16 protein-coding genes are annotated in these 18,036 nt (G+C 70.9%); 4 read left to right on the top strand and 12 right to left on the bottom strand.

The genetic code is table 11. The annotated features are described in order from the left end of the window. The first annotated feature begins 127 nt into the window (after window positions 1-127). Together ACF1B9_RS20675 and ACF1B9_RS20680 are read left to right on the top strand one after the other, a co-directional pair. Entirely contained in the window at window positions 128-2,080 is a 1,953-nt protein-coding gene (locus ACF1B9_RS20675) for a S9 family peptidase (RefSeq protein ID WP_391744535.1), read from the top strand. 239 nt (window positions 2,081-2,319) lie between these two features. Next, window positions 2,320-3,234, top strand: coding sequence for an SURF1 family protein (locus tag ACF1B9_RS20680; RefSeq protein ID WP_391744534.1), 915 nt, complete (start codon window positions 2,320-2,322; stop codon window positions 3,232-3,234). Between the two features lie 88 nt (window positions 3,235-3,322). Here the strand turns inward: ACF1B9_RS20680 and ACF1B9_RS20685 are convergent, their stop codons facing one another. From ACF1B9_RS20685 to ACF1B9_RS20725, 9 genes are all read right to left on the bottom strand, one after another. After that, on the bottom strand, window positions 3,323-4,726 hold the full coding sequence (locus tag ACF1B9_RS20685) for a hypothetical protein (RefSeq protein ID WP_391744532.1): 1,404 nt from the start codon (window positions 4,724-4,726) through the stop codon (window positions 3,323-3,325). Then, window positions 4,726-5,298 (bottom strand): SigE family RNA polymerase sigma factor, encoded by a 573-nt coding sequence (locus ACF1B9_RS20690; RefSeq protein ID WP_351086048.1) that lies wholly within the window; start codon window positions 5,296-5,298, stop codon window positions 4,726-4,728. Before ACF1B9_RS20690 ends, ACF1B9_RS20685 begins: the two co-directional genes overlap by 1 nt. Before the next feature lie 359 nt (window positions 5,299-5,657). Beyond that, window positions 5,658-6,722 (bottom strand): aspartate-semialdehyde dehydrogenase, encoded by a 1,065-nt coding sequence (locus ACF1B9_RS20695; protein ID WP_391744531.1) that lies wholly within the window; start codon window positions 6,720-6,722, stop codon window positions 5,658-5,660. Continuing rightward, the gene (locus ACF1B9_RS20700; protein WP_351086044.1) at window positions 6,719-7,990 is read right to left on the bottom strand and encodes an aspartate kinase; all 1,272 of its coding nucleotides are present in this window, start codon (window positions 7,988-7,990) and stop codon (window positions 6,719-6,721) included. Before ACF1B9_RS20700 ends, ACF1B9_RS20695 begins: the two co-directional genes overlap by 4 nt. Before the next feature lie 397 nt (window positions 7,991-8,387). Next, window positions 8,388-8,783, bottom strand: coding sequence for a LamG-like jellyroll fold domain-containing protein (locus ACF1B9_RS20705; protein ID WP_391744530.1), 396 nt, complete (start codon window positions 8,781-8,783; stop codon window positions 8,388-8,390). Window positions 8,784-8,860: 77 nt separating this feature from the next. Then, window positions 8,861-9,208 (bottom strand): hypothetical protein, encoded by a 348-nt coding sequence (locus ACF1B9_RS20710; RefSeq protein WP_391744529.1) that lies wholly within the window; start codon window positions 9,206-9,208, stop codon window positions 8,861-8,863. A 112-nt stretch (window positions 9,209-9,320) separates the two neighbouring features. Further along, window positions 9,321-9,980: a DUF5063 domain-containing protein gene (locus ACF1B9_RS20715; RefSeq protein WP_391744528.1), complete on the bottom strand. Its 660-nt coding sequence runs from the start codon at window positions 9,978-9,980 to the stop codon at window positions 9,321-9,323. Between the two features lie 209 nt (window positions 9,981-10,189). Next, window positions 10,190-10,789 (bottom strand): recombination mediator RecR, encoded by a 600-nt coding sequence (recR, locus tag ACF1B9_RS20720; RefSeq protein WP_351086039.1) that lies wholly within the window; start codon window positions 10,787-10,789, stop codon window positions 10,190-10,192. 61 nt (window positions 10,790-10,850) lie between these two features. Next, window positions 10,851-11,186, bottom strand: coding sequence for a YbaB/EbfC family nucleoid-associated protein (locus ACF1B9_RS20725; RefSeq protein WP_351086067.1), 336 nt, complete (start codon window positions 11,184-11,186; stop codon window positions 10,851-10,853). 373 nt (window positions 11,187-11,559) lie between these two features. On the opposite strand from ACF1B9_RS20725, the gene ACF1B9_RS20730 reads away from it, so the two are divergent. Beyond that, on the top strand, window positions 11,560-12,339 hold the full coding sequence (locus ACF1B9_RS20730) for an SLATT domain-containing protein (RefSeq protein WP_391744629.1): 780 nt from the start codon (window positions 11,560-11,562) through the stop codon (window positions 12,337-12,339). A 152-nt stretch (window positions 12,340-12,491) separates the two neighbouring features. Here the strand turns inward: ACF1B9_RS20730 and ACF1B9_RS20735 are convergent, their stop codons facing one another. The 3 genes from ACF1B9_RS20735 to ACF1B9_RS20745 all read right to left on the bottom strand — a co-directional run bounded on the left by ACF1B9_RS20735 (window position 12,492) and on the right by ACF1B9_RS20745 (window position 15,687). Next, window positions 12,492-13,142: a hypothetical protein gene (locus tag ACF1B9_RS20735; protein ID WP_391744628.1), complete on the bottom strand. Its 651-nt coding sequence runs from the start codon at window positions 13,140-13,142 to the stop codon at window positions 12,492-12,494. Between the two features lie 173 nt (window positions 13,143-13,315). Further along, window positions 13,316-14,200: a GntR family transcriptional regulator gene (locus ACF1B9_RS20740; protein ID WP_391744527.1), complete on the bottom strand. Its 885-nt coding sequence runs from the start codon at window positions 14,198-14,200 to the stop codon at window positions 13,316-13,318. Between the two features lie 113 nt (window positions 14,201-14,313). Continuing rightward, window positions 14,314-15,687 (bottom strand): aspartate aminotransferase family protein, encoded by a 1,374-nt coding sequence (locus ACF1B9_RS20745; RefSeq protein ID WP_391744526.1) that lies wholly within the window; start codon window positions 15,685-15,687, stop codon window positions 14,314-14,316. A gap of 433 nt (window positions 15,688-16,120) precedes the next feature. Here ACF1B9_RS20745 and ACF1B9_RS20750 point away from each other — a divergent pair, with 433 nt between their 5' ends. Then, window positions 16,121-17,947, top strand: coding sequence for a protein kinase (locus ACF1B9_RS20750; protein ID WP_391744524.1), 1,827 nt, complete (start codon window positions 16,121-16,123; stop codon window positions 17,945-17,947). Window positions 17,948-18,036 lie beyond the last annotated feature (89 nt).

Raw genomic sequence — 18,036 nt, forward strand, 5'->3', positions numbered from 1 at the left:
TCCACAGGCTGCGGACGATGCGAACGGATTGTCGGCGTTCCGGCGCAGAATGGGGGACATGACTGAGCTCACTGGTTCGACAGCCTCTTCCGCCCCGGCGACCGCTTCCGCACCGACTTTGGCCCCGATGCCGACTCCGGCATCGACATCGGCGTCGGCTTCCGTGCCGGAGTGGGAGCAGCGTTTCCGCGCGCCGCGGGTGTCGCTGCCCGACTGGGCGGAGGACGCACCGGACCGCGCGCTGTTCGTCTCCAATGCCACGGGCACGTACGAGCTGTACGCGTGGGACCGCGCCACGGGCGAGCAGCGTCAGGTGACCGACCGGCCGAACGGGACGACGGACGGCGTGCTGACACCGGACGGTGAGTCGATCTGGTGGTTCAACGACACCGACGGGGACGAGTTCGGGGTGTGGATGCGTCAGCCGTTCCGCGTCGGCGAGGGCGAGGAAGCAGTGGACGAGCCGGCGGCGCCCGGTCTCGGCGCCTCGTACCCGGCCGGGCTCGCGATCGGGCGGGACGGGACGGCGGTGGTCGGCCGTTCGACCGACGAGGACGGGACGACGATCCATGTCGTACGGCCCGGGACCGCGCCGGTCGAGATCTACCGGCACCGCGAGTCGGCCGGCGTCGGCGACCTCAGTCATGACGGCACGCTGATCGCCCTGGAGCACACCGAGCACGGCGACGCGATGCACTCCGCGCTGCGTGTGGTGCGGCCGGACGGGTCGACGGTCGCCGAGCTGGACGACACCGAGGGCGGCACCAAGGAACTGGGCCTCTCCGTGCTGGGCTTCGCCCCCGTCGCCGGGGACACGAGGCTGTTGGTGGGGCATCAGCGCCGGGGCCGTTGGGAGCCGATGATCTGGGACCCGATGACGGGGAGGGAGACGGACCTCGCGATCGATCTGCCCGGTGACGTGGGCGCCGAGTGGTATCCGGACGCCTCCGCTCTGCTGATCGTGCACGGCTTCGAGGCCCGCAGCGACCTGTGGCGGTACGAGCCGGGGGCGGGCAGCGCTCCCGTCCGGGTGGACACCCCCGCGGGTTCGGTGTCGGGTGCCACGGCCCGGCCGGACGGCACGGTGGAGTACCTGTGGTCGTCGGCCGCGCAGCCGCCCGTCATCCGGTCCACCTCGGGCGCGGTGGTGCTCGATCCGCCCGGCCCGAAGGCGCCGGCATCCGTGCCCGTGGAGGACGTGTGGGTGGACGGGCCCGGAGGCCGCGTCCACGCGCTCGTCCAGCGGCCGGCCGCCCCGGCCGAGGGGCCGTTCCCCACGGTCTTCGAGATCCACGGCGGCCCGACCTGGCACGACAGCGACGCCTTCGCCTCCGGCCCCGCCGCCTGGGTGGACCACGGCTACGCGGTCGTCCGGGTCAACTACCGCGGCTCCACCGGATACGGCCGTGCCTGGACGGACGCGCTCAAGCACCGGGTCGGCCTGATCGAGCTGGAGGACATCGCCGCGGTACGGGAGTGGGCGGTGAAGTCCGATCTCGCGGACCCGACGAAGCTGGTCCTGGCCGGTGGTTCCTGGGGCGGCTATCTGACCCTGCTCGGCCTCGGCACACAGCCGGAGGACTGGGCTCTGGGCCTGGCGGCGGTCCCGGTCGCGGACTACGTCACGGCGTATCACGACGAGATGGAGGACCTGAAGGCGATGGACCGGACGTTGCTGGGCGGCACTCCGGAGGAGGTTCCCGAGCGCTTCGAGGCCTCGTCCCCGTTGACGTACGTCGATGCCGTCCGTGCGCCCGTCTACATCTCGGCGGGCGTCAACGACCCGCGATGCCCGATCCGCCAGGTCGAAAACTATGTGGACCGGCTGAAGGGCCGTGACGCGGTGCACGAGGTCTACCAGTACGACGCGGGGCACGGTTCACTCGTGGTGGAGGAGCGGATCAAGCAGGTCCGCCTGGAACTCGACTTCGCCCGACGCCACCTGGCCGCAGGTGGCGCCTCCGCAGTCCCCGCCGCCTCCGCCGCCTCCGCAGTCCCCGCCGCTACCACCGTCCCCTCCCCCGTCCCTGCCGTCGCTCCTTCGAGCCCGTCCGGCGAATCGATGCCGTCCGGCGAGTAGGGACGCCCTCCCCCTCTCGCCCGGCGCCACCACCGGCCGTCTCAAACCCTTCGGGCGATGGAGAGCGAAGCGGAAGCGCTGTGCGACGGCCGACGCTGCGGGGCGGGGCCGGGGACGTCCGGTGGGAACACCGCGTGGGGACACCGCGACGCTCTCTCCGGGGCTCCGTCGGCGGCGCTGCCACGCCCCGGTCGGCACCCCGCGCCGGGCGACCGGAGCGGGGACCGTACCGTGGAGGGGTGTACCGGTTCCTGCTGACCCCGCGATGGTGGGGGATCAACCTCTTCGTCGTGCTGGCCATCCCGTTCTGCATCGTCATGGGTACCTGGCAGCTCGGCCGCTTCGAGGACCGCGTGCAGACGCACGACGCCGCCGAGAAGCAGCCTGCCCCCGGCACGAGGGCCGCCAAGCCGATCGACGACCTCCTGCCCGTCGACACGGTGACCTCGGGCCGCCCCGCCACCGCCACCGGCCGGTACGCCGACCAGTTCCTGGTGCCCGGCCGGAAGCTGGACGACAAGAGCGGCTTCTACGTCCTGAACATGCTCCGTACGGACGGGGGCAAGGCCCTACCGGTGGTGCGCGGCTGGCTGCCCGGCCGGCCCGGTCACACCGCCGTACCCGCCGCACCGGCCGGCGAGGTCACGGTCACCGGTGACCTTCAGGCATCCGAGAACGCCGGGACCACCGGCGTCGACTCGGGCGGCGGGCTCCCGGCCGGCCAGCTCGGCATGATCAGCGCCGCGTCCCTGGTCAACCTCGTCCCGTACGACGTCTACGACGCCTGGGTGACGCTCCAGGACACCGACGCCACCGGCTCGTTGCGTCCCGTACCGGCCGCCGCACCGCAGGGCACCGGACTCGATCTGAAGGCTTTCCAGAACCTCGGCTACACCGGCGAGTGGTTCGTCTTCGCCGGGTTCGTGCTCTTCATGTGGTTCCGGCTGGTCCGCCGCGAGGCCGAAGCGGCCCGCGACCTGAAGCTGGGCCTCGTCCCGGACACGAATGCGGACACGAATGCGAGCACGGGCTCGACCGCGGACACCGAAACGGGCACCCTGCCCGCCACCGATGCCGCCGCCCCCACCGATGCCAGCGATGCCACCGACACGACCGACGCAGCCGGTCCCAATGTGAGCGCCGGCGCCGGCTGAGGGTAAGCCGTATGCGTGAGGGGGCCGACCGGTCGAACCGGTCGGCCCCCTCACGCTTATGGCGTGCGTCGTACGCCCTATCCCCGCGTCACGTCGCGGGGGCGAGCACCCCGGTCCGGTAGATCGTGCCCGAGCAGGCGTTGGCGATCTTGGCCTCCGCGACCGGCGCCCCCGCCTCCGGCGTGTGGGTCACGGCGACGCTGCCGTCCAGCGTTCCACCGCCGTCCTCGCCGCCGAGCTGCGGAGCCGTCTCCGTGACCCCGTCGGTGCTACCCGCACCGGTACCGGCGGCAGCGGCACCGCCCGAGCCGCCCGCGCCTTCCGTCGGTGTCGGACTCGGTGAGCCTCCGGCCGTTGGACAGGTGTCCTTCGGCACCCAGGCGAACTTCACCTCGTACGCCATGGACGGCTTCAGCAACACCGTTCCCTGCTCCTGCGAAGGGTCGGGAAGCCCGGACGCCGCGTCACCCGCGGTGTGCTGGACGACCGTGATCCTCGCCGGGTCGGCCGCGCCCATCGCCTGGAAGCCCACGCTGCCGCTGTTGCTCACCGAACAGTCCGTGCCCGAGACATTGGCGATCCGGAAGGTCCCGTACACCGTGCCGTCGGCTCCGGCAGCGCCCGTCTCGGCCGACGCGACCGCGAGTTGGCCCGGGTCGCAGGTCGGCATCGAGGCCGCCGCGGAGGCGGCCGGGTCGGAGACCCCGCCGGCCAGACTGCCGTCGGAGCTCTGGCCACGGCTGTCGGACGGGCTGCTCGTGCTCGTGGGCTGGTTCCGGCCGCTGCCCTGCTCGTCGCTGCTGCCGCCGCTGCTCTTCCCGCCGCTTCCCGCGCCGCTCTCGGTGCCGTTGCCTCCCTGTGCCTGCTCGCCGTGCCCGGCTATCGCGGGATTGGCGGTGTCCGAGCCGTCGGAGTTCGCGACATGGACGAAGGCGGGGATCGCGGTGCCGATGAGCAGGGCCGCCGCCGCCATGCCGACGACGGCCTGCCGCCGCCTGGCACGCCGGGCGGGCACCGCTCGATACAGGTGGTCGAGGGTGCCGTCGCGGGGTTCGATGTGCTGGACGGCCCCGTGCAGCATGCGGCGCAGTGCGACCTCGTCCATGCCCGTGCCACCACCGTCTCCCGCACCGGAACCCATGCCCGTACCGGACCCCGTACTCATGCCGGAGCCCGCGCCCGCGCCCGCGCCGAAGAGGCTGCTCAGTCCCCCGAGCTCAGCCGTCACAGCCGTCCCGGCGGCCCCGGTGACCTCGTCCGTACCCCCCGCGGACACGAGGCTCTGACGCTCGCGATCCGCACCATCTGCACGGCGCTCATCCGCATCCGCGGCCGAATCGTCCCTGGGCGAATCGACCCTGGTCGAATCGTCCGTGTCCGCGTTCACGTCCGGGGTGGTCTCCGGCCCGTCGTTCACAATTCCGTTTCCAGTCCGGTCAATCCGAGGCTCGTGCTCGTGGCCGTTGTCGTCCCTGCGGTCGCGTCGGCTCATCACTGCGCCTCCATCACAACGCGCAACGCCGCGATCCCACGGGAGCCGTAGGCCTTGACCGAGCCCAGGGATATGCCGAGCGTCTCGGCCACCTGAGCTTCCGTCATGTCCGCGAAGTAACGCAGCACCAGCACCTCCCGCTGGCGCCGTTGCAGCCCCCGCATCGCTTTGATCAGCGCGTCCCGCTCCAACTGGTCGTACGCGCCCTCCTCCGCGCTCGCCATGTCCGGCATCGGCTTGGAGAGCAACTTCAGCCCGAGGATGCGGCGACGCAGCGCGGAACGCGACAGGTTGACGACGGTCTGGCGCAGATACGCGAGCGTCTTCTCGGGGTCCCGTACCCGGTTGCGCGCCGAGTGCACACGGATGAACGCCTCCTGCACCACGTCCTCGCACGAGGCGGTGTCGTCCAGGAGCAGCGCCGCGAGGCCGAGCAGCGAACGGTAGTGGGCGCGATAGGTCTCGGTGAGATGGTCGACCGTGGTTCCGGCAGCCACGCTCTCCTCAGCGCCCTCGCGCTGCGACGGCAGCCGCGCGGGACGCGCAGCGGGCATGGGCGCGATCACCGGCATACCGCCGGGTGCGCGGGGCCGTCTGAGCGGACGCACCGCAGCGCCGCGCAGGGGGCCCACCACTGTGATATCGAGAACCTCTGCCACGCCAGTTGGACACGTTTCCCCCCGTCAGGGTTGTACGCGCGCGGCACCGCGTTTGACGCGGTGCGACATGCCCTCATACGTACCTGCTCTTCCCCAAATGCCCCGAATATGCGCCCCGCCGCGCAAGAGGTGATCGCATAGACGCGCGCTTTCCGGCCAACGGTTGCAGTGGGCCGGAAGGTCATCGTCGGACACCTCAACGCCCCAGCTCAAGAGGTTCAGACCTTCAACTTGCTCACAGGGCATTCACAGAGAGTACAAAACAGGTTCGATCAGGACCGGGGGAATTCGGCGGCCACCGACTCGGCGATCTGCGCCACGTTCAGGGCCGCGCCCTTACGGAGGTTGTCGCCGCAGACGAACAGTTCCAGACACCGGGGATCGTCCAGCGACCTGCGCACCCGCCCGACCCAGGTCGGATCGGTACCGACGACGTCGGACGGCGTCGGGAAGTCCCCTGCCGCCGGGCTGTCGTAGAGCACGACCCCGGGCGCCGTCGCCAGGATCTCGTGGGCCCGGTCGACCGCGATCTCGCTCTCGAACCGCGCGTGCACGGACATCGAGTGCGTCGCGATGACGGGCACGTACACACAGGTCGCAGCCACCCGCAGGCTCGGCAGGTCCAGGATCTTGCGGCACTCCTGGCGGATCGCCAGCTCCTCCGACGACCAGCCGTCCCCGACCTCGGTCCCGGCCCAGGGCACCACATTGAGGGCCACCGGCGCGGCGAAGGGACTGCCTTCCGTGTCCCCCACGGCCCGGCGTACGTCTCCGGGCTTCGTCCCCAGCTCCGTACCGGCGACCATCGACAGCTGTTCACGCAACGCCGCGACGCCGTCGCGGCCCTCCCCGCTCACGGCCTGGTACGAGGAGACGACCAGTTCCCGCACCCCGAATTCGGCGTGCAGGGCACCGACCGCGACGATCAGCGAGAGCGTCGTGCAGTTCGGGCTCGCGACGATGCCGCGCGGCCTGATCCGTGCAGCATGCGGATTGATCTCGGGCACGACCAGCGGAACGTCCGCGTCCAGCCGGAACGCGGCGGAGTCGTCGACGACGACCGTGCCCTTGGCGGCGGCGATCGGCGCCCATTGCGCGGAGACGTTGTCGGGCACGAGGAACAGCGCCACGTCGACGTCGTCGAACACGTCCTCGGTGAGTGCGAGGACCTCGCTCTCCTCCCCGCGCACGACCAGCTTGCGGCCGGCCGAACGCGGCGAGGCGATCAGCTTCACCTCGCCCCAGACATCCGCGTGCTGCGAAAGGATCTGGAGCATGACACCGCCGATCGCCCCGGTCGCTCCGACGACCGCGAGCGAAGGGCGGCGGGCAGTCATCGGCCGGTGCCCCCGTAGACGACGGCCTCGTCGGAGTCGCTGTCGAGGCCGAAGGCGGTGTGCACGGCGCGCACAGCCTCGATGACGTCGTCGGCGCGGGTGACCACCGAGATACGGATCTCGGACGTGGAGATCAGCTCGATGTTCACCCCGGCGTCCGACAGCGCCTCGAAGAAGCCCGCCGTGACGCCCGGATTGGTCTTCATACCGGCGCCGACCAGGGAGATCTTCGCGATCTGGTCGTCGTAGCGCAGCGACTCGAAGCCGATGGTGCCGCGGTTGCGCTCCAGGGCGTCGATGGCCTTGCGGCCCTCGGCCTTCGGCAGCGTGAACGAGATGTCGGTCAGACCGGTCGACGCGGCGGAGACGTTCTGCACCACCATGTCGATGTTGACCTCGGCGTTCGCGATGGCGCGGAAGATCGCGGCGGCCTCGCCCGGCTTGTCGGGCACACCGACGACGGTGATCTTGGCCTCGGAGACGTCATGGGCGACTCCGGAGATGATCGCGTGCTCCACCTTCTGGTCCCCTTGCGGCTCGTTGCTGACCCAGGTTCCGCGCAGTCCGGAGAAGGACGAGCGGACGTGAATCGGGATGTTGTAGCGGCGTGCGTACTCCACGCACCGGTGCAGCAGCACCTTGGAGCCGGACGCGGCCAGCTCCAGCATGTCCTCGAAGGAGATCCAGTCGATCTTCCGGGCCTTCTTGACGACCCGCGGGTCGGCGGTGAAGACACCGTCCACATCGGTGTAGATCTCACAGACCTCGGCATCCAGCGCGGCTGCCAGCGCGACCGCGGTGGTGTCGGACCCGCCGCGGCCGAGCGTGGTGATGTCCTTCTTGTCCTGGGACACACCCTGGAACCCCGCGACGATCGCGATGTTCCCCTCGTCCAGCGCCGTACGGATACGGCCCGGCGTCACATCAATGATGCGCGCTTTGTTGTGGACCGAGTCGGTGATGACGCCTGCCTGGCTCCCGGTGAACGACTGGGCCTCGTGGCCCAGGTTTTTGATCGCCATCGCCAGCAGGGCCATGGAGATCCGCTCTCCGGCGGTCAGCAGCATGTCGAACTCACGCCCGGCAGGGATCGGGGATACCTGCCCGGCGAGATCGATCAACTCGTCCGTCGTGTCGCCCATCGCAGACACCACGACAACCACCTGGTTGCCGTTCTTCTTGGCATCGACGATTCGCTTGGCGACGCGCTTGATGCCTTCGGCATCGGCTACGGAGGAGCCTCCGTACTTCTGCACGACAAGGCCCACGTGCGCTCCTCGCTCAGTCCATTACTGCGGTCGGCTCAGTTTAACGAGCAGTCCGGAAACGCCCCGCTGATATCACATGGTGAGATGTCCCGCTCAGCACGTGATCATCGACGTGTCGCTCCGAACTGCTCGTACGGGGCTGCTGCCCGCCGATCGGGCGCGCACTCCCTCATGTGGTCCAGCCCACACATATGACGAGCTGGGCCCTCGATTCAGGGGCCACCCCCTCCAGCGTGGACCGGAACCCCCCAGTCCGCCCCTCGAAGGCCCCCACCATGCGTAAGCCGCCCCGCGGCCGGGGACCGGGGCCTCCCCAGCTGGCCCTCGGCCATCGTCCGCGGCCGACGGGTGGGGCGAAGGCCGCCGCCGCTCGTCCGGTTCAGATGGCCCTCGCCATCTAGCACCAGGTCCGGGGAGCGCACTCCGGGTCCGTCGCCGGGTCGCAGGCGTCGTCGGTCCGGTAGATCGACGCGCCCTGCCCGAGAGTCAACGGCTGCCCGCCGTCCGCCTCCGGACTGACGCCTTGCGGAGCGGTCTCCAGTTCCCAACGGCCCAGCAACCGGGCCTTGCGGACACCGAGCTCCGCGACCTCGGCCGACACCGCCACCCGGTCGTAGACCCGCACGTCACCGACCTCGCCCTGCCAGCGGTCCCGGTATCCGGCCGTACCCTGCGCCCGGCCGATCTGGAAGTCCCCGTCGCCCGCCACCGGGGTCACCGACTGCTCGTCACCCACGGCTTTGCCATTGACATACAGCCGCGCCTTGCCCGTCCAGGTACCGGCCGAGCACATACGCCCACTCGCCCGCCTCGGGCAGGCCACCGGTCAGTGGCGTACCACCCACGGTGAACGACCATGCGGGCCGGCCGTCAGCCTGCCGCAGGCCCAGCGTGAACGCGGGCCCCTGCACGGCGTACGCTGTAGGAGGCCACATCCTCGGAGGGCGACACGACGTGGAAAGTACCGCGGACCCCGACGCCGTCCGTCCAGGCATCGCCATCGGGATAGTCGGCCGACGAGACCACGGGTTGCTCGGGATCGTCGTCGTCGTACACGAACTCGCAGACCGTGCCCGCGCCTTCGGAGTTCCAGGGCGACACCGCCTCGCCGTTGTCGGCCCGCACATGCCACGAGACCACGGTGCCGCCCGGAATCTCGTCGGGTAGCTGCCAGGAGAACTGTGAGCCCTGCCTCTTGGCCGTGGTCGTGACCCTCAATCGCCGCTCGGTGCCGTCGGCGGTCTTCCACCAGGTTGCGCGTCCGAGGTGGTGGCCGTGGGTGTCCCGACCCGTGGCGCCCGACAGCCTGCGGGCACTACTGCCTACCCGTCTACTGCACCGGTCGCAGGCCCAGCGGGCCCGCGATCTCCGCGGCCATCACCCGGCCCGCTTCCTCGGCCAGTTCGTCGTCGACCGTCTCCGAGTCGGTGTCCAGGCCGTCCAGTTCCTGGAGGGGCTGGTTGAGGCGGATGTGAGCGATCAGGGACTGGAGGGCGCGCAGGGTGGCGGATGCGGTGGAGCCCCAGTTGGAGAAGTAGGAGAACTGCCACCACCACAGGGCCTCGGTCGTGCGGTCCTCTTCGTAGTGGGCCAGGCCGTGGCGCAGGTCGGTGACCAGGTCGGCCAGGTCGTCGGAGATACGGGCCGGGACCGGGGCCTTGCGGGGCTCGTACGGGTCGAAGACCTCGGAGTACACGTCGATCGGCTCCAGCAGGGCGGCGAACCGCTCGCGCAGGCCGTCGGCGTCCGGTTCCGCGCCGAGGTCCGGCTCGTAGCGCTCGTCCGGGACGATGTCCTCGTACGCACCGAGCCTGCCGCCCGCCAGCAGCAGCTGGGAGACCTGGAGCAGCAGGACGGGGACGGCCTCCTCGGGCTCCTCGACCTTGGACACCTCGGTGACCGCGACGATGAACGTCTTGATCTGGTCGGCGATCTGGACGGCGAAGTCGTCCGGGTCCTGCGTGACGGAGTTCAGCGTGGCGTCAGACATCGAGGGGACCTCCCGTGGGCACGGTCGCGAACGGTGAGTAGAACATAGCGTCGCTGAACGTAAAGCCGTCGTGAGTCGATGCAAGAACATGGGACGTCGCGGCCGTGAATGCGCCGGACGTCGCGGCCGCGAGTGCGCCGGACGTCGCGGCCGCGAGTGCGCCGGACGTCGCGGCCGCGAGTGCGGCGTGCGACGTGGTCGTGAGCGCATCAGACATCGAGCAGGCGCCTCCCCTCGAAGGCGCGGCCCAGGGTGACCTCGTCCGCGTACTCCAGGTCGCCGCCCACCGGCAGCCCACTGGCGAGTCTGGTGACCCGCAGGCCCATCGGCTTGATCATCCGCGCCAGGTACGTCGCGGTGGCCTCGCCCTCCAGGTTGGGGTCGGTCGCAAGGATCAGCTCCGTGATCGAGCCGTCGGCAAGACGGGCCAGCAGCTCACGGATGCGCAGGTCATCGGGGCCGACGCCCTCGATCGGGCTGATAGCACCGCCGAGCACGTGGTACCTGCCCCGGAACTCACGGGTCCGCTCGATCGCGACGACGTCCTTCGGCTCCTCGACCACGCAGATGACCGTCTGGTCGCGGCGCGCGTCCCGGCAGATGTTGCACTGCTCCTGCTGGGCGACATTGCCGCAGACCGAGCAGAACCGGACCTTGTCCTTGACCTCCAGGAGGGCATGGGCGAGGCGGCGCACATCGGTCGGCTCGGCCTGCAGGATGTGGAAGGCGATCCGCTGCGCGCTCTTGGGACCGACGCCGGGCAGCCTGCCCAACTCGTCGATGAGGTCCTGAACAACGCCTTCGTACAACGGGAACGCCTTCCTTCTCCTGATCCTGGATGAGCTGAACGCCGAGTTCGTGTTCGCGCGGTCAGAAGGGGAGGCCGGGCATGCCGCCCAGGCCCTGGGCCAGCGGGCCCAGCTTCTGCTGCTGAAGCTGCTGCGCGTTCTCGTTCGCCGCCTGGACCGCGGCGACGACGAGGTCCGCGAGCGTCTCGGTGTCCTCCGGGTCGACGGCCTTCGGGTCGATCACCAGAGCGCGGAGCTCACCGGAGCCGGTCACGGTCGCCTTCACCAGACCGCCACCCGCCTGGCCCTCGACCTCGGTCCTGGCCAACTCCTCCTGGGCCGTGGCGAGATCCTGCTGCATCTTCTGCGCCTGCTGCAGCAACTGCTGCATATTGGGCTGACCACCACCGGGAATCACGGTCACTCCTGGCAATTCGACGACAAAATGTTTCGGTACGCCGAGCCTACGTGGTCACCGCGCAGTGCGCCCCACCCACTGGCGAGCAACTCTTTCGGGTGAGTTTCAAACAGCGTCGAGTGGACTCCTATACCTGATCACAGGCCCTGTACACCCCGGAATGCCGCGATTCCGACCACGCAGCCCACCATTCGGCGGTAGGAAGGGCATACGCATCAGGACACCTAGGCGCACCGTCCGTCACGCAAGGTTACGTACCCGGGACAGTCGGCCACGCCGGAGAGCAGTGATCAGCCCACCATCGAACACACACCACCACACATCAGGCGTCGCTACGCAGAATGCAGAGGAGTACCCGGTGAGTCAGCCGGAGATGCAGCCCGAAGGGGCGCCCCGCAACGAGCCCGGCTCGGCCGGCTCGGCCGGTCCCTCCGGTTCTGGCTCCGGCGCACGCGGCCGGGGTGCGCGGGGCGGGGATCTGACCGCTAAACCGTTCCCGCTCGGCAACTGGGGGGAACCGGCCGAACGCCTCGACGAGCTGTACCGCTGGGTCGAGGCCGATGCGCTGCGCACCGCCGACTGGTATCTGGGCGACCGGGTCCGGAAGCGGCGCGGGGCCAGGATGCTGCGGATCGGCACGGCGGCCGGGGCGGTCGCGGGTGCCGCGCTGCCGTTACTCGATCTCACCGGGGCGCTGAGCGGAACGGCTGGCTGGGGCTATCTGTCGCTGCTGCTGGGCGCCGCGTGCATGGCGAGCGACCGGTATTTCGGCCTGACCTCGGGCTGGATAAGGAACCTCGCGACCGCCCAGGCCGTGCAGCGACGCCTTCAGGTGCTGCAGTTCGACTGGGCGTCGGAGTGCGTACGGGAGGTGCTCGGCCCGACCGAGGGGACGGCCAGCGAGGCGGCCGAGCGGTGTCTGGGGGTGCTGCGGCGGTTCTCGGAGGACATCACGGAACTCGTACGGACCGAGACCGCGGACTGGATGGTGGAGTTCCGGGCCGGGCCCGCGCCGATGGGGATGCAGGCGCTGTCGTCGGGCAGCGGGAACGGGGGGCGTACGGACCACGGGGCGCTGCCGGGACGGTTCCCGATGCAGACGATGACCCGGCCGAACATGCCGAGGCAACGGCCTCCGGAGTCACCGCGGTGATCCCACCGCGGTGACTGCGGAGGTGTGCGGCCCGTCCCGGCGCCACGGCCCGCTGCCTCCGGCTGTCATCGTCCGGCTGTCATCTTCTGGCCGTCATCGTCCGGCCGCTGTGCACCTTCCGGCAGCCGTGCATCTTCCGGGCGTTGTGCGCCTCAGCTGAAGATGATCATTGAGCCCTGGGCGAGGCTGCGCGTGGCCGCCGCGTGCAGGCCCAGCCAGACGTGCCGCTCGCGCGCGAACGGACTGTCGTCGTACAGAATCGGGCCCGCCGGTTCCTCCAGGGAGGTCGGCCCGATGGGCGGCAGCGGGGCGGCCGGGGGATTCGCCGGGTCGATGCCGATGGACGGGGCGACGAACTCCAGCTCCCGTAGCAGCCCATGCGCGGAACCGAGCGGGCCGCCGCCCGCGAGCAGGTCGTCGTCGGAGAGCGGAACGGCGAAGTCCAGCGGGACGTACGCCCCCGCGTGGTCGTAGTGCCAGACCAGGTGGGACTGCTGGGCCGTCGCCTCGAACATCTCCAGCAACTGCTGGTAGTCCCCGCCCAGTTCGTCGACGGGTGTCACGGCGAGGCCGCTGAGCTGGAGCAGATAGGCGCGGCGCAGGAAGTGCAGCGCGTCGTAGTCGAACCCCGCGACCGGGGCGACGTCTCCGGTCAGGCCCGGCATGTAGGCGTACACGGGAACGGGCGGCAGTCCTGCCTCGCTCAACGCCTTGTCGTAGACGGCGATCTCTTCGGCGAACGGGTTGTCGGGGCTGTGGCACAGCACATCGACGAGGGGGACCAGCCACAGGTCACAGGCCACGAAGTCTCGCTCTCCCACGGGTGCGCATCGGAATTCTCAGACGGTCGGGCCAGCGTAATGCGGCGGGCCCGTCGCGCACAGTGGCCGATGGTCACGGGTAGGGGGCGGTGGAGGCCGGGTGCCCCTGGTTCGCGCGCCCGGGACACGTCCGCGCTGCCCACACGGCCGACGCGTCAGCCGGCCGGACGCCGCGGCTCCGGTCCTGTGGCGGCCGAGGCCTGTTCCGTCGGCCCCGTCGGCCCTGCCGGTCCCGCCGGCCCCGTCGAGGACCGCCCGGCCGAGGTCTCTGCCGCCGAAGGCTCCGCCGTCGGGGGCTCCCCCACTAATGGCGCTCCCGCCGGCTGCGGGTCGTGGTCCGGCTGTCCGGGATTTCCGGCCGCGAGCCGGTCCGCCCAGCTCAACGCGTGCGCGTTGAAGTCGTCGATCACCGCGCGCACCGCGTCGTGGTCACCGAGCGTGAGCGCCGCGACGAGTTCCGGATGGCCGTGCCAGAGCCAGTCCCGGGCTCCCGCGTCATGGCGCAGATACGGCACCGCGAACACCCATGCCTGGACGCGCAGCCGGTGCAGGAAGTCGTTGATGTACGAGTTGCTCATGAGCGCGCCCAGCTCTCGCCAGAAGCGCAGGTCGTAGCCGATGAGGATGTCGAGATCGCCGCCCCGCGCCGCCCGTGCGGCCTCCTGGGCCCTGCGGCGTACGGGGACCATGCCCTCCCGGTACGTCACCACCTGCGCGGCCGACGGCGTCGGCTCCCGGAAGAGGGCGCGGATGACTCCGTCGATGACCAGCGCCCGTGCCTCGACCATCGACCGGTAGTCGTCGACGGTGAACTCACGCACCCGGAAACCGCGGTGCTGATCCGATTCGAGCAGCCCCTGCGCGGAGAGATCGAAGAGCGCCTCGCGCACCGGTGTCGCGGAGACGCCGTACTGCTCGGCGATCTGCTTGACGGTGAACTCCCGTCCCGGCTGCAGACGCCCGGCAAGCACCTCGTCACGCAGCGCGTCCGTGATCTGCTGCCGCAGCGTACTGCGGGTCACAGCTCCGCTCGCGCACATGGCGCCCCTCCCCTTTTTCGCTTTCGGTCACCTTAAGGCAGGGCCGCCCTGCCCGGATCCGGGCAGGGGAAAGGGGAGGGGCGTCGCACCGCCGGGCCGCGCGGGCCCTGCCGCTACACGGTGTACTCGTCCGCGACGGACAGCGCCACGTCGAGGACCGCGAGGCCCTCCTTGGCCTCGGCCTCGGTGACGTTGCAGGCCGGAACGGCGTGGGTGCGGTTCATGTTGATGAAGGGCCACAGGCCGTTCTTCTTCGCCGCCGCGCCGAAGGCCGCCATCGGCGCGTTGGCCTCGCCCGACGCGTTGTACGGGACCAGCGGCTCGCGGGTCTCCTTGTTGCGGACCAGGTCCAGCGCCCAGAACGCGCCGAGGCCGCGGACCTCGCCGACCGACGGGTGGCGGTCGGCGAGCTCGCGCAGACCGGGCCCGAGCACCGTCTCGCCGATGTGGGCGGCGTTCTCGATGACCTTCTCGTCCTCCATCACCTGGATGGTGGCGACGGCCGCCGCGCAGGCCAGCGGGTGACCGGAGTAGGTGAGTCCGCCCGGGTAGGCGCGGGTCTCGAAGGTGGCGGCGATCTCGGCGGAGATGGCGACACCGCCGAGCGGCACGTAACCGGAGTTGACACCCTTGGCGAAGGTCATCAGGTCCGGCACCACGTCGAAGTGGTCGGCGGCGAACCACTTGCCGGTGCGCCCGAAGCCGGCCATCACCTCGTCCAGGATGAAGACGATGCCGTACCGGTCGCAGATCTCGCGGACGCCCGCGAGGTAGCCGGGCGGCGGCGTCATGATGCCCGCCGTGCCGGGGATCGTCTCCAGGATGATGGCGGCGATGGTGGCGGCGCCCTCGAACGCGAGGGTGTCCTCCAGGTGCTGGAGCGCGCGGGCGCACTCCTCGGCCTCCGTCGCGGAGTGGAACGGCGAGCGGTAGAGGAACGGGGCCCAGAAGCGGACGACGCCCGCCGAGCCGTTGTCGGACGGCCAGCGGCGCGGGTCACCGGTGAGGTTGATCGCGGTGGAGGTGGCGCCGTGGTACGAGCGGTAGGCGGAGAGCACCTTCGTACGGCCGGTGTGCAGCCGGGCCATCCGGACGGCGTTCTCGACCGCCTCGGCGCCGCCGTTGGTGAAGAAGATCTTGTCCAGGTCGCCCGGGGTGCGCTCGGCGATGAGGCGCGCGGCCTCGGAGCGCGCCTCGATCGCGAACGCGGGGGCGAAGGTGGCGAGCTTGCCCGCCTGCTCCTGGATCGCGGCGACGACGGTGGGGTGCTGATAACCGATGTTGGTGTAGACGAGGCCGCTGGTGAAATCCAGGTAGCGGTTGCCGTCGTAGTCCCAGAAGTACGCCCCCTCGGCGCCGGCGACGGCGAGCGGGTCGATCAGGCCCTGGGCGGACCAGGAGTGGAACACGTGCGCGCGGTCGGCGGCCTTCACGGCCGCACCGGCAGCGGGGTCGACATGCGGGGCATGAGGGGCATGAGGGGTCATGCGGCGAGCGTAGGCCGCGCCGGGAGCGGCCCGACATGGCCACCTTGTATGGCGTGAGGCCCTCAGGTGGGCAGGGTGTCTGGTCGGCGCGGCACCGCAAGCGGATCGCGGATCCGCTGGTCGGGAGAGGGCTCGCGAAGTACCTACCGAATCCGACGAGCGGCCCGCGTGAGCAGCGGGCCCGAGCGGTGGGGCGTGGCGCGCGGTGGGAACCGGGACCGCCGGGCGGCCGTCTCTCTCCTCGCTCACCGAGCGGACCGAAAGGGGGCGCGGGCGGGCGCTTCCGGCCCGTCCTGCGGGCCGCGGACGGAACCGGAGAGGAGTCGCCGGGTGCCCCCGGACGTCCCTGACAATCCGGGCCCGCCGGGGCGCGAAGCACGCCGCTATTCTCGACGCGTTCCGGCGTATCGCCGCACGGGGGAGGACGCACACCATGGAGAAGCTCGGGTCCACCGATCCGCAACGCATCGGCTCCTACCGTCTGCTGGGCCGGCTCGGCGCGGGTGGCATGGGTCAGGTCTATCTGGCCCGGTCCGACCGCGGCCGGACCGCCGCGATCAAGCTGGTACGGGGGGACCTCGCCGAGCAGCAGGAGTTCCGCGACCGTTTCCGCCAGGAGGTGCGGGCCGCCCGCCAGGTCGGTTCCGACTGGACCGCCCCCGTCCTGGACGCCGACACCGAGGCGGCCGTGCCCTGGGTCGCGACCGGGTACGTCGCCGGGCCCTCCCTCCAGGCCACCGTCACCGGCCGCGCGGGCGCCCCCGTGGGGAAGGCCTCCGGGGCGTACGGTCCGCTGCCCGAACGCTCGGTCCACATCCTGGGAGCCGGTCTCACCCACGCCCTCCAGGCCATCCACGCCGCCGGGCTCGTCCATCGCGATCTCAAGCCCTCCAACATCCTGCTGACCATCGACGGACCGCGCGTCATCGACTTCGGTATAGCCCGCGCACTCGACACCGTCACCGACGGCGGACTCACCCGCACCGGGGCCCTGTTGGGTTCACCCGGCTTCATGGCACCCGAGCAGGTACGGGGCGAGCGCGTGACCCCGGCGTGCGATGTGTTCTGTCTGGGCTCGGTCCTGGCGTACGCGTCGACCGGCCGCCTGCCGTTCGGGGCGTCCGACAGCAACGTGCACGCGCAGATGTTCCGGATCGCGCAGGAGGACCCGGACCTGGCCGGCGTCCCGGTGGACCTCGTCGAACTGGTCCGGGACTGCCTGCACAAGGACCCGGCCGCCCGTCCGACGACGGACGCCATCCTGGAACGCCTGGCCGACGGCGATACGGCGGAGCCCTGGCTCCCGGGCGCGCTCATAGCCCAACTCGGGCGCCACGCCGTGGAACTGCTGGACTCCGAGGACCCGGAGGAGACATCCGCACCGGACCCCGTCCCGGACAAGGCGCCACCGGCGCCCGCGGCGTCCGCACCGCCCACAGACCGCCCCACCCCCGAGCCGCCGCCCGGCGCCGACCGCACGCTCCCCACGACGGTCGGCACGCCGTCACCCGCCCCACCCCTCGGCCCGTCGCCCTCTCCTTCGTACGGCTGTCCACAGCAGCCGCCCGCCCAGCAGAGCCATGCCGGTTACGGATACCCGCAGCAACATCCCCAGCCACCGGGGCCGCCGCACCAGCCGGGCTTCGGTACCACGCCCCCGTACGGCCCCCTCTACCCCGGCGCGGCCCCGCAGCCGGGCCCCGAATCCGCCCGGCGCGGACAGGCGGCGACGATCGCCCTCATCGTGATCGCAGTGGTCGTCGCCATCGGCGCGGGCGGGTCCGTGTACGCGCTCATGAGCGACAAGGGCCCGACGCCCGAGCCGTCCCCCACCGCGCCCTCTTCCTCGGACTCCCCGGACGCGGACCGCTCCCCCTCCGACGGCAAGAAGCACAGCGACGGCCCCGTCCCGGCCGGCTACCTCGGCACCTGGTCGGGCTCCATCGACAACCCCTCGGGCCACTCCACCCGGCAACTCGTCATCCAGCAGGGCACGGTGGGCCAGTCCGTCCTCACCCTCACCGCGGACGGCCCGCTCGACAACGGCGGCTCCTACCACTGCGTCTTCAAGGCGGACCTGGCCTCGGAACCGACCCCGAGCGGCCCCGTCGAGGTCGGCCCTTCCACCGTCACCGTCGGCGAACCCATGTCGTCCTGCACCGCGGGCAAACCCACCACACTCACCCTGCTCCCGAACGGCACTCTGAGCCGGGAGATCCCGGGGACCGGCGAGAAGCTCACGTACACCAAGACCGGCTGATCAGCTGTTGGCAGCCATCCGCCCTGCAGAGTGCCGCTTCCGGCGCGCCACGGCGCGGGCCCGGCCCGGCCCGGATCGAGCGCTCCCGG

This window comes from Streptomyces sp. NPDC014727 (assembly GCF_043083485.1).
In the GTDB taxonomy this organism is placed as follows: domain Bacteria; phylum Actinomycetota; class Actinomycetes; order Streptomycetales; family Streptomycetaceae; genus Streptomyces.

Coding starts and splice junctions, on each gene's coding strand:
- ACF1B9_RS20675 (WP_391744535.1), top strand. CDS start 128: ATGCCGACTCCGGCATCGACATCGGCGTCGGCTTCCGTGCCGGAGTGG.
- ACF1B9_RS20685 (WP_391744532.1), bottom strand. CDS start 4,726: ATGAGCCGACGCGACCGCAGGGACGACAACGGCCACGAGCACGAGCCT.
- ACF1B9_RS20690 (WP_351086048.1), bottom strand. CDS start 5,298: ATGCCGGTGATCGCGCCCATGCCCGCTGCGCGTCCCGCGCGGCTGCCG.
- ACF1B9_RS20695 (WP_391744531.1), bottom strand. CDS start 6,722: ATGACTGCCCGCCGCCCTTCGCTCGCGGTCGTCGGAGCGACCGGGGCG.
- ACF1B9_RS20705 (WP_391744530.1), bottom strand. CDS start 8,783: ATGTGCTCGGCCGGTACCTGGACGGGCAAGGCGCGGCTGTATGTCAAT.
- ACF1B9_RS20715 (WP_391744528.1), bottom strand. CDS start 9,980: ATGTCTGACGCCACGCTGAACTCCGTCACGCAGGACCCGGACGACTTC.
- ACF1B9_RS20730 (WP_391744629.1), top strand. CDS start 11,560: ATGCAGCCCGAAGGGGCGCCCCGCAACGAGCCCGGCTCGGCCGGCTCG.
- ACF1B9_RS20740 (WP_391744527.1), bottom strand. CDS start 14,200: ATGTGCGCGAGCGGAGCTGTGACCCGCAGTACGCTGCGGCAGCAGATC.
- ACF1B9_RS20745 (WP_391744526.1), bottom strand. CDS start 15,687: ATGACCCCTCATGCCCCTCATGCCCCGCATGTCGACCCCGCTGCCGGT.
- ACF1B9_RS20750 (WP_391744524.1), top strand. CDS start 16,121: ATGGAGAAGCTCGGGTCCACCGATCCGCAACGCATCGGCTCCTACCGT.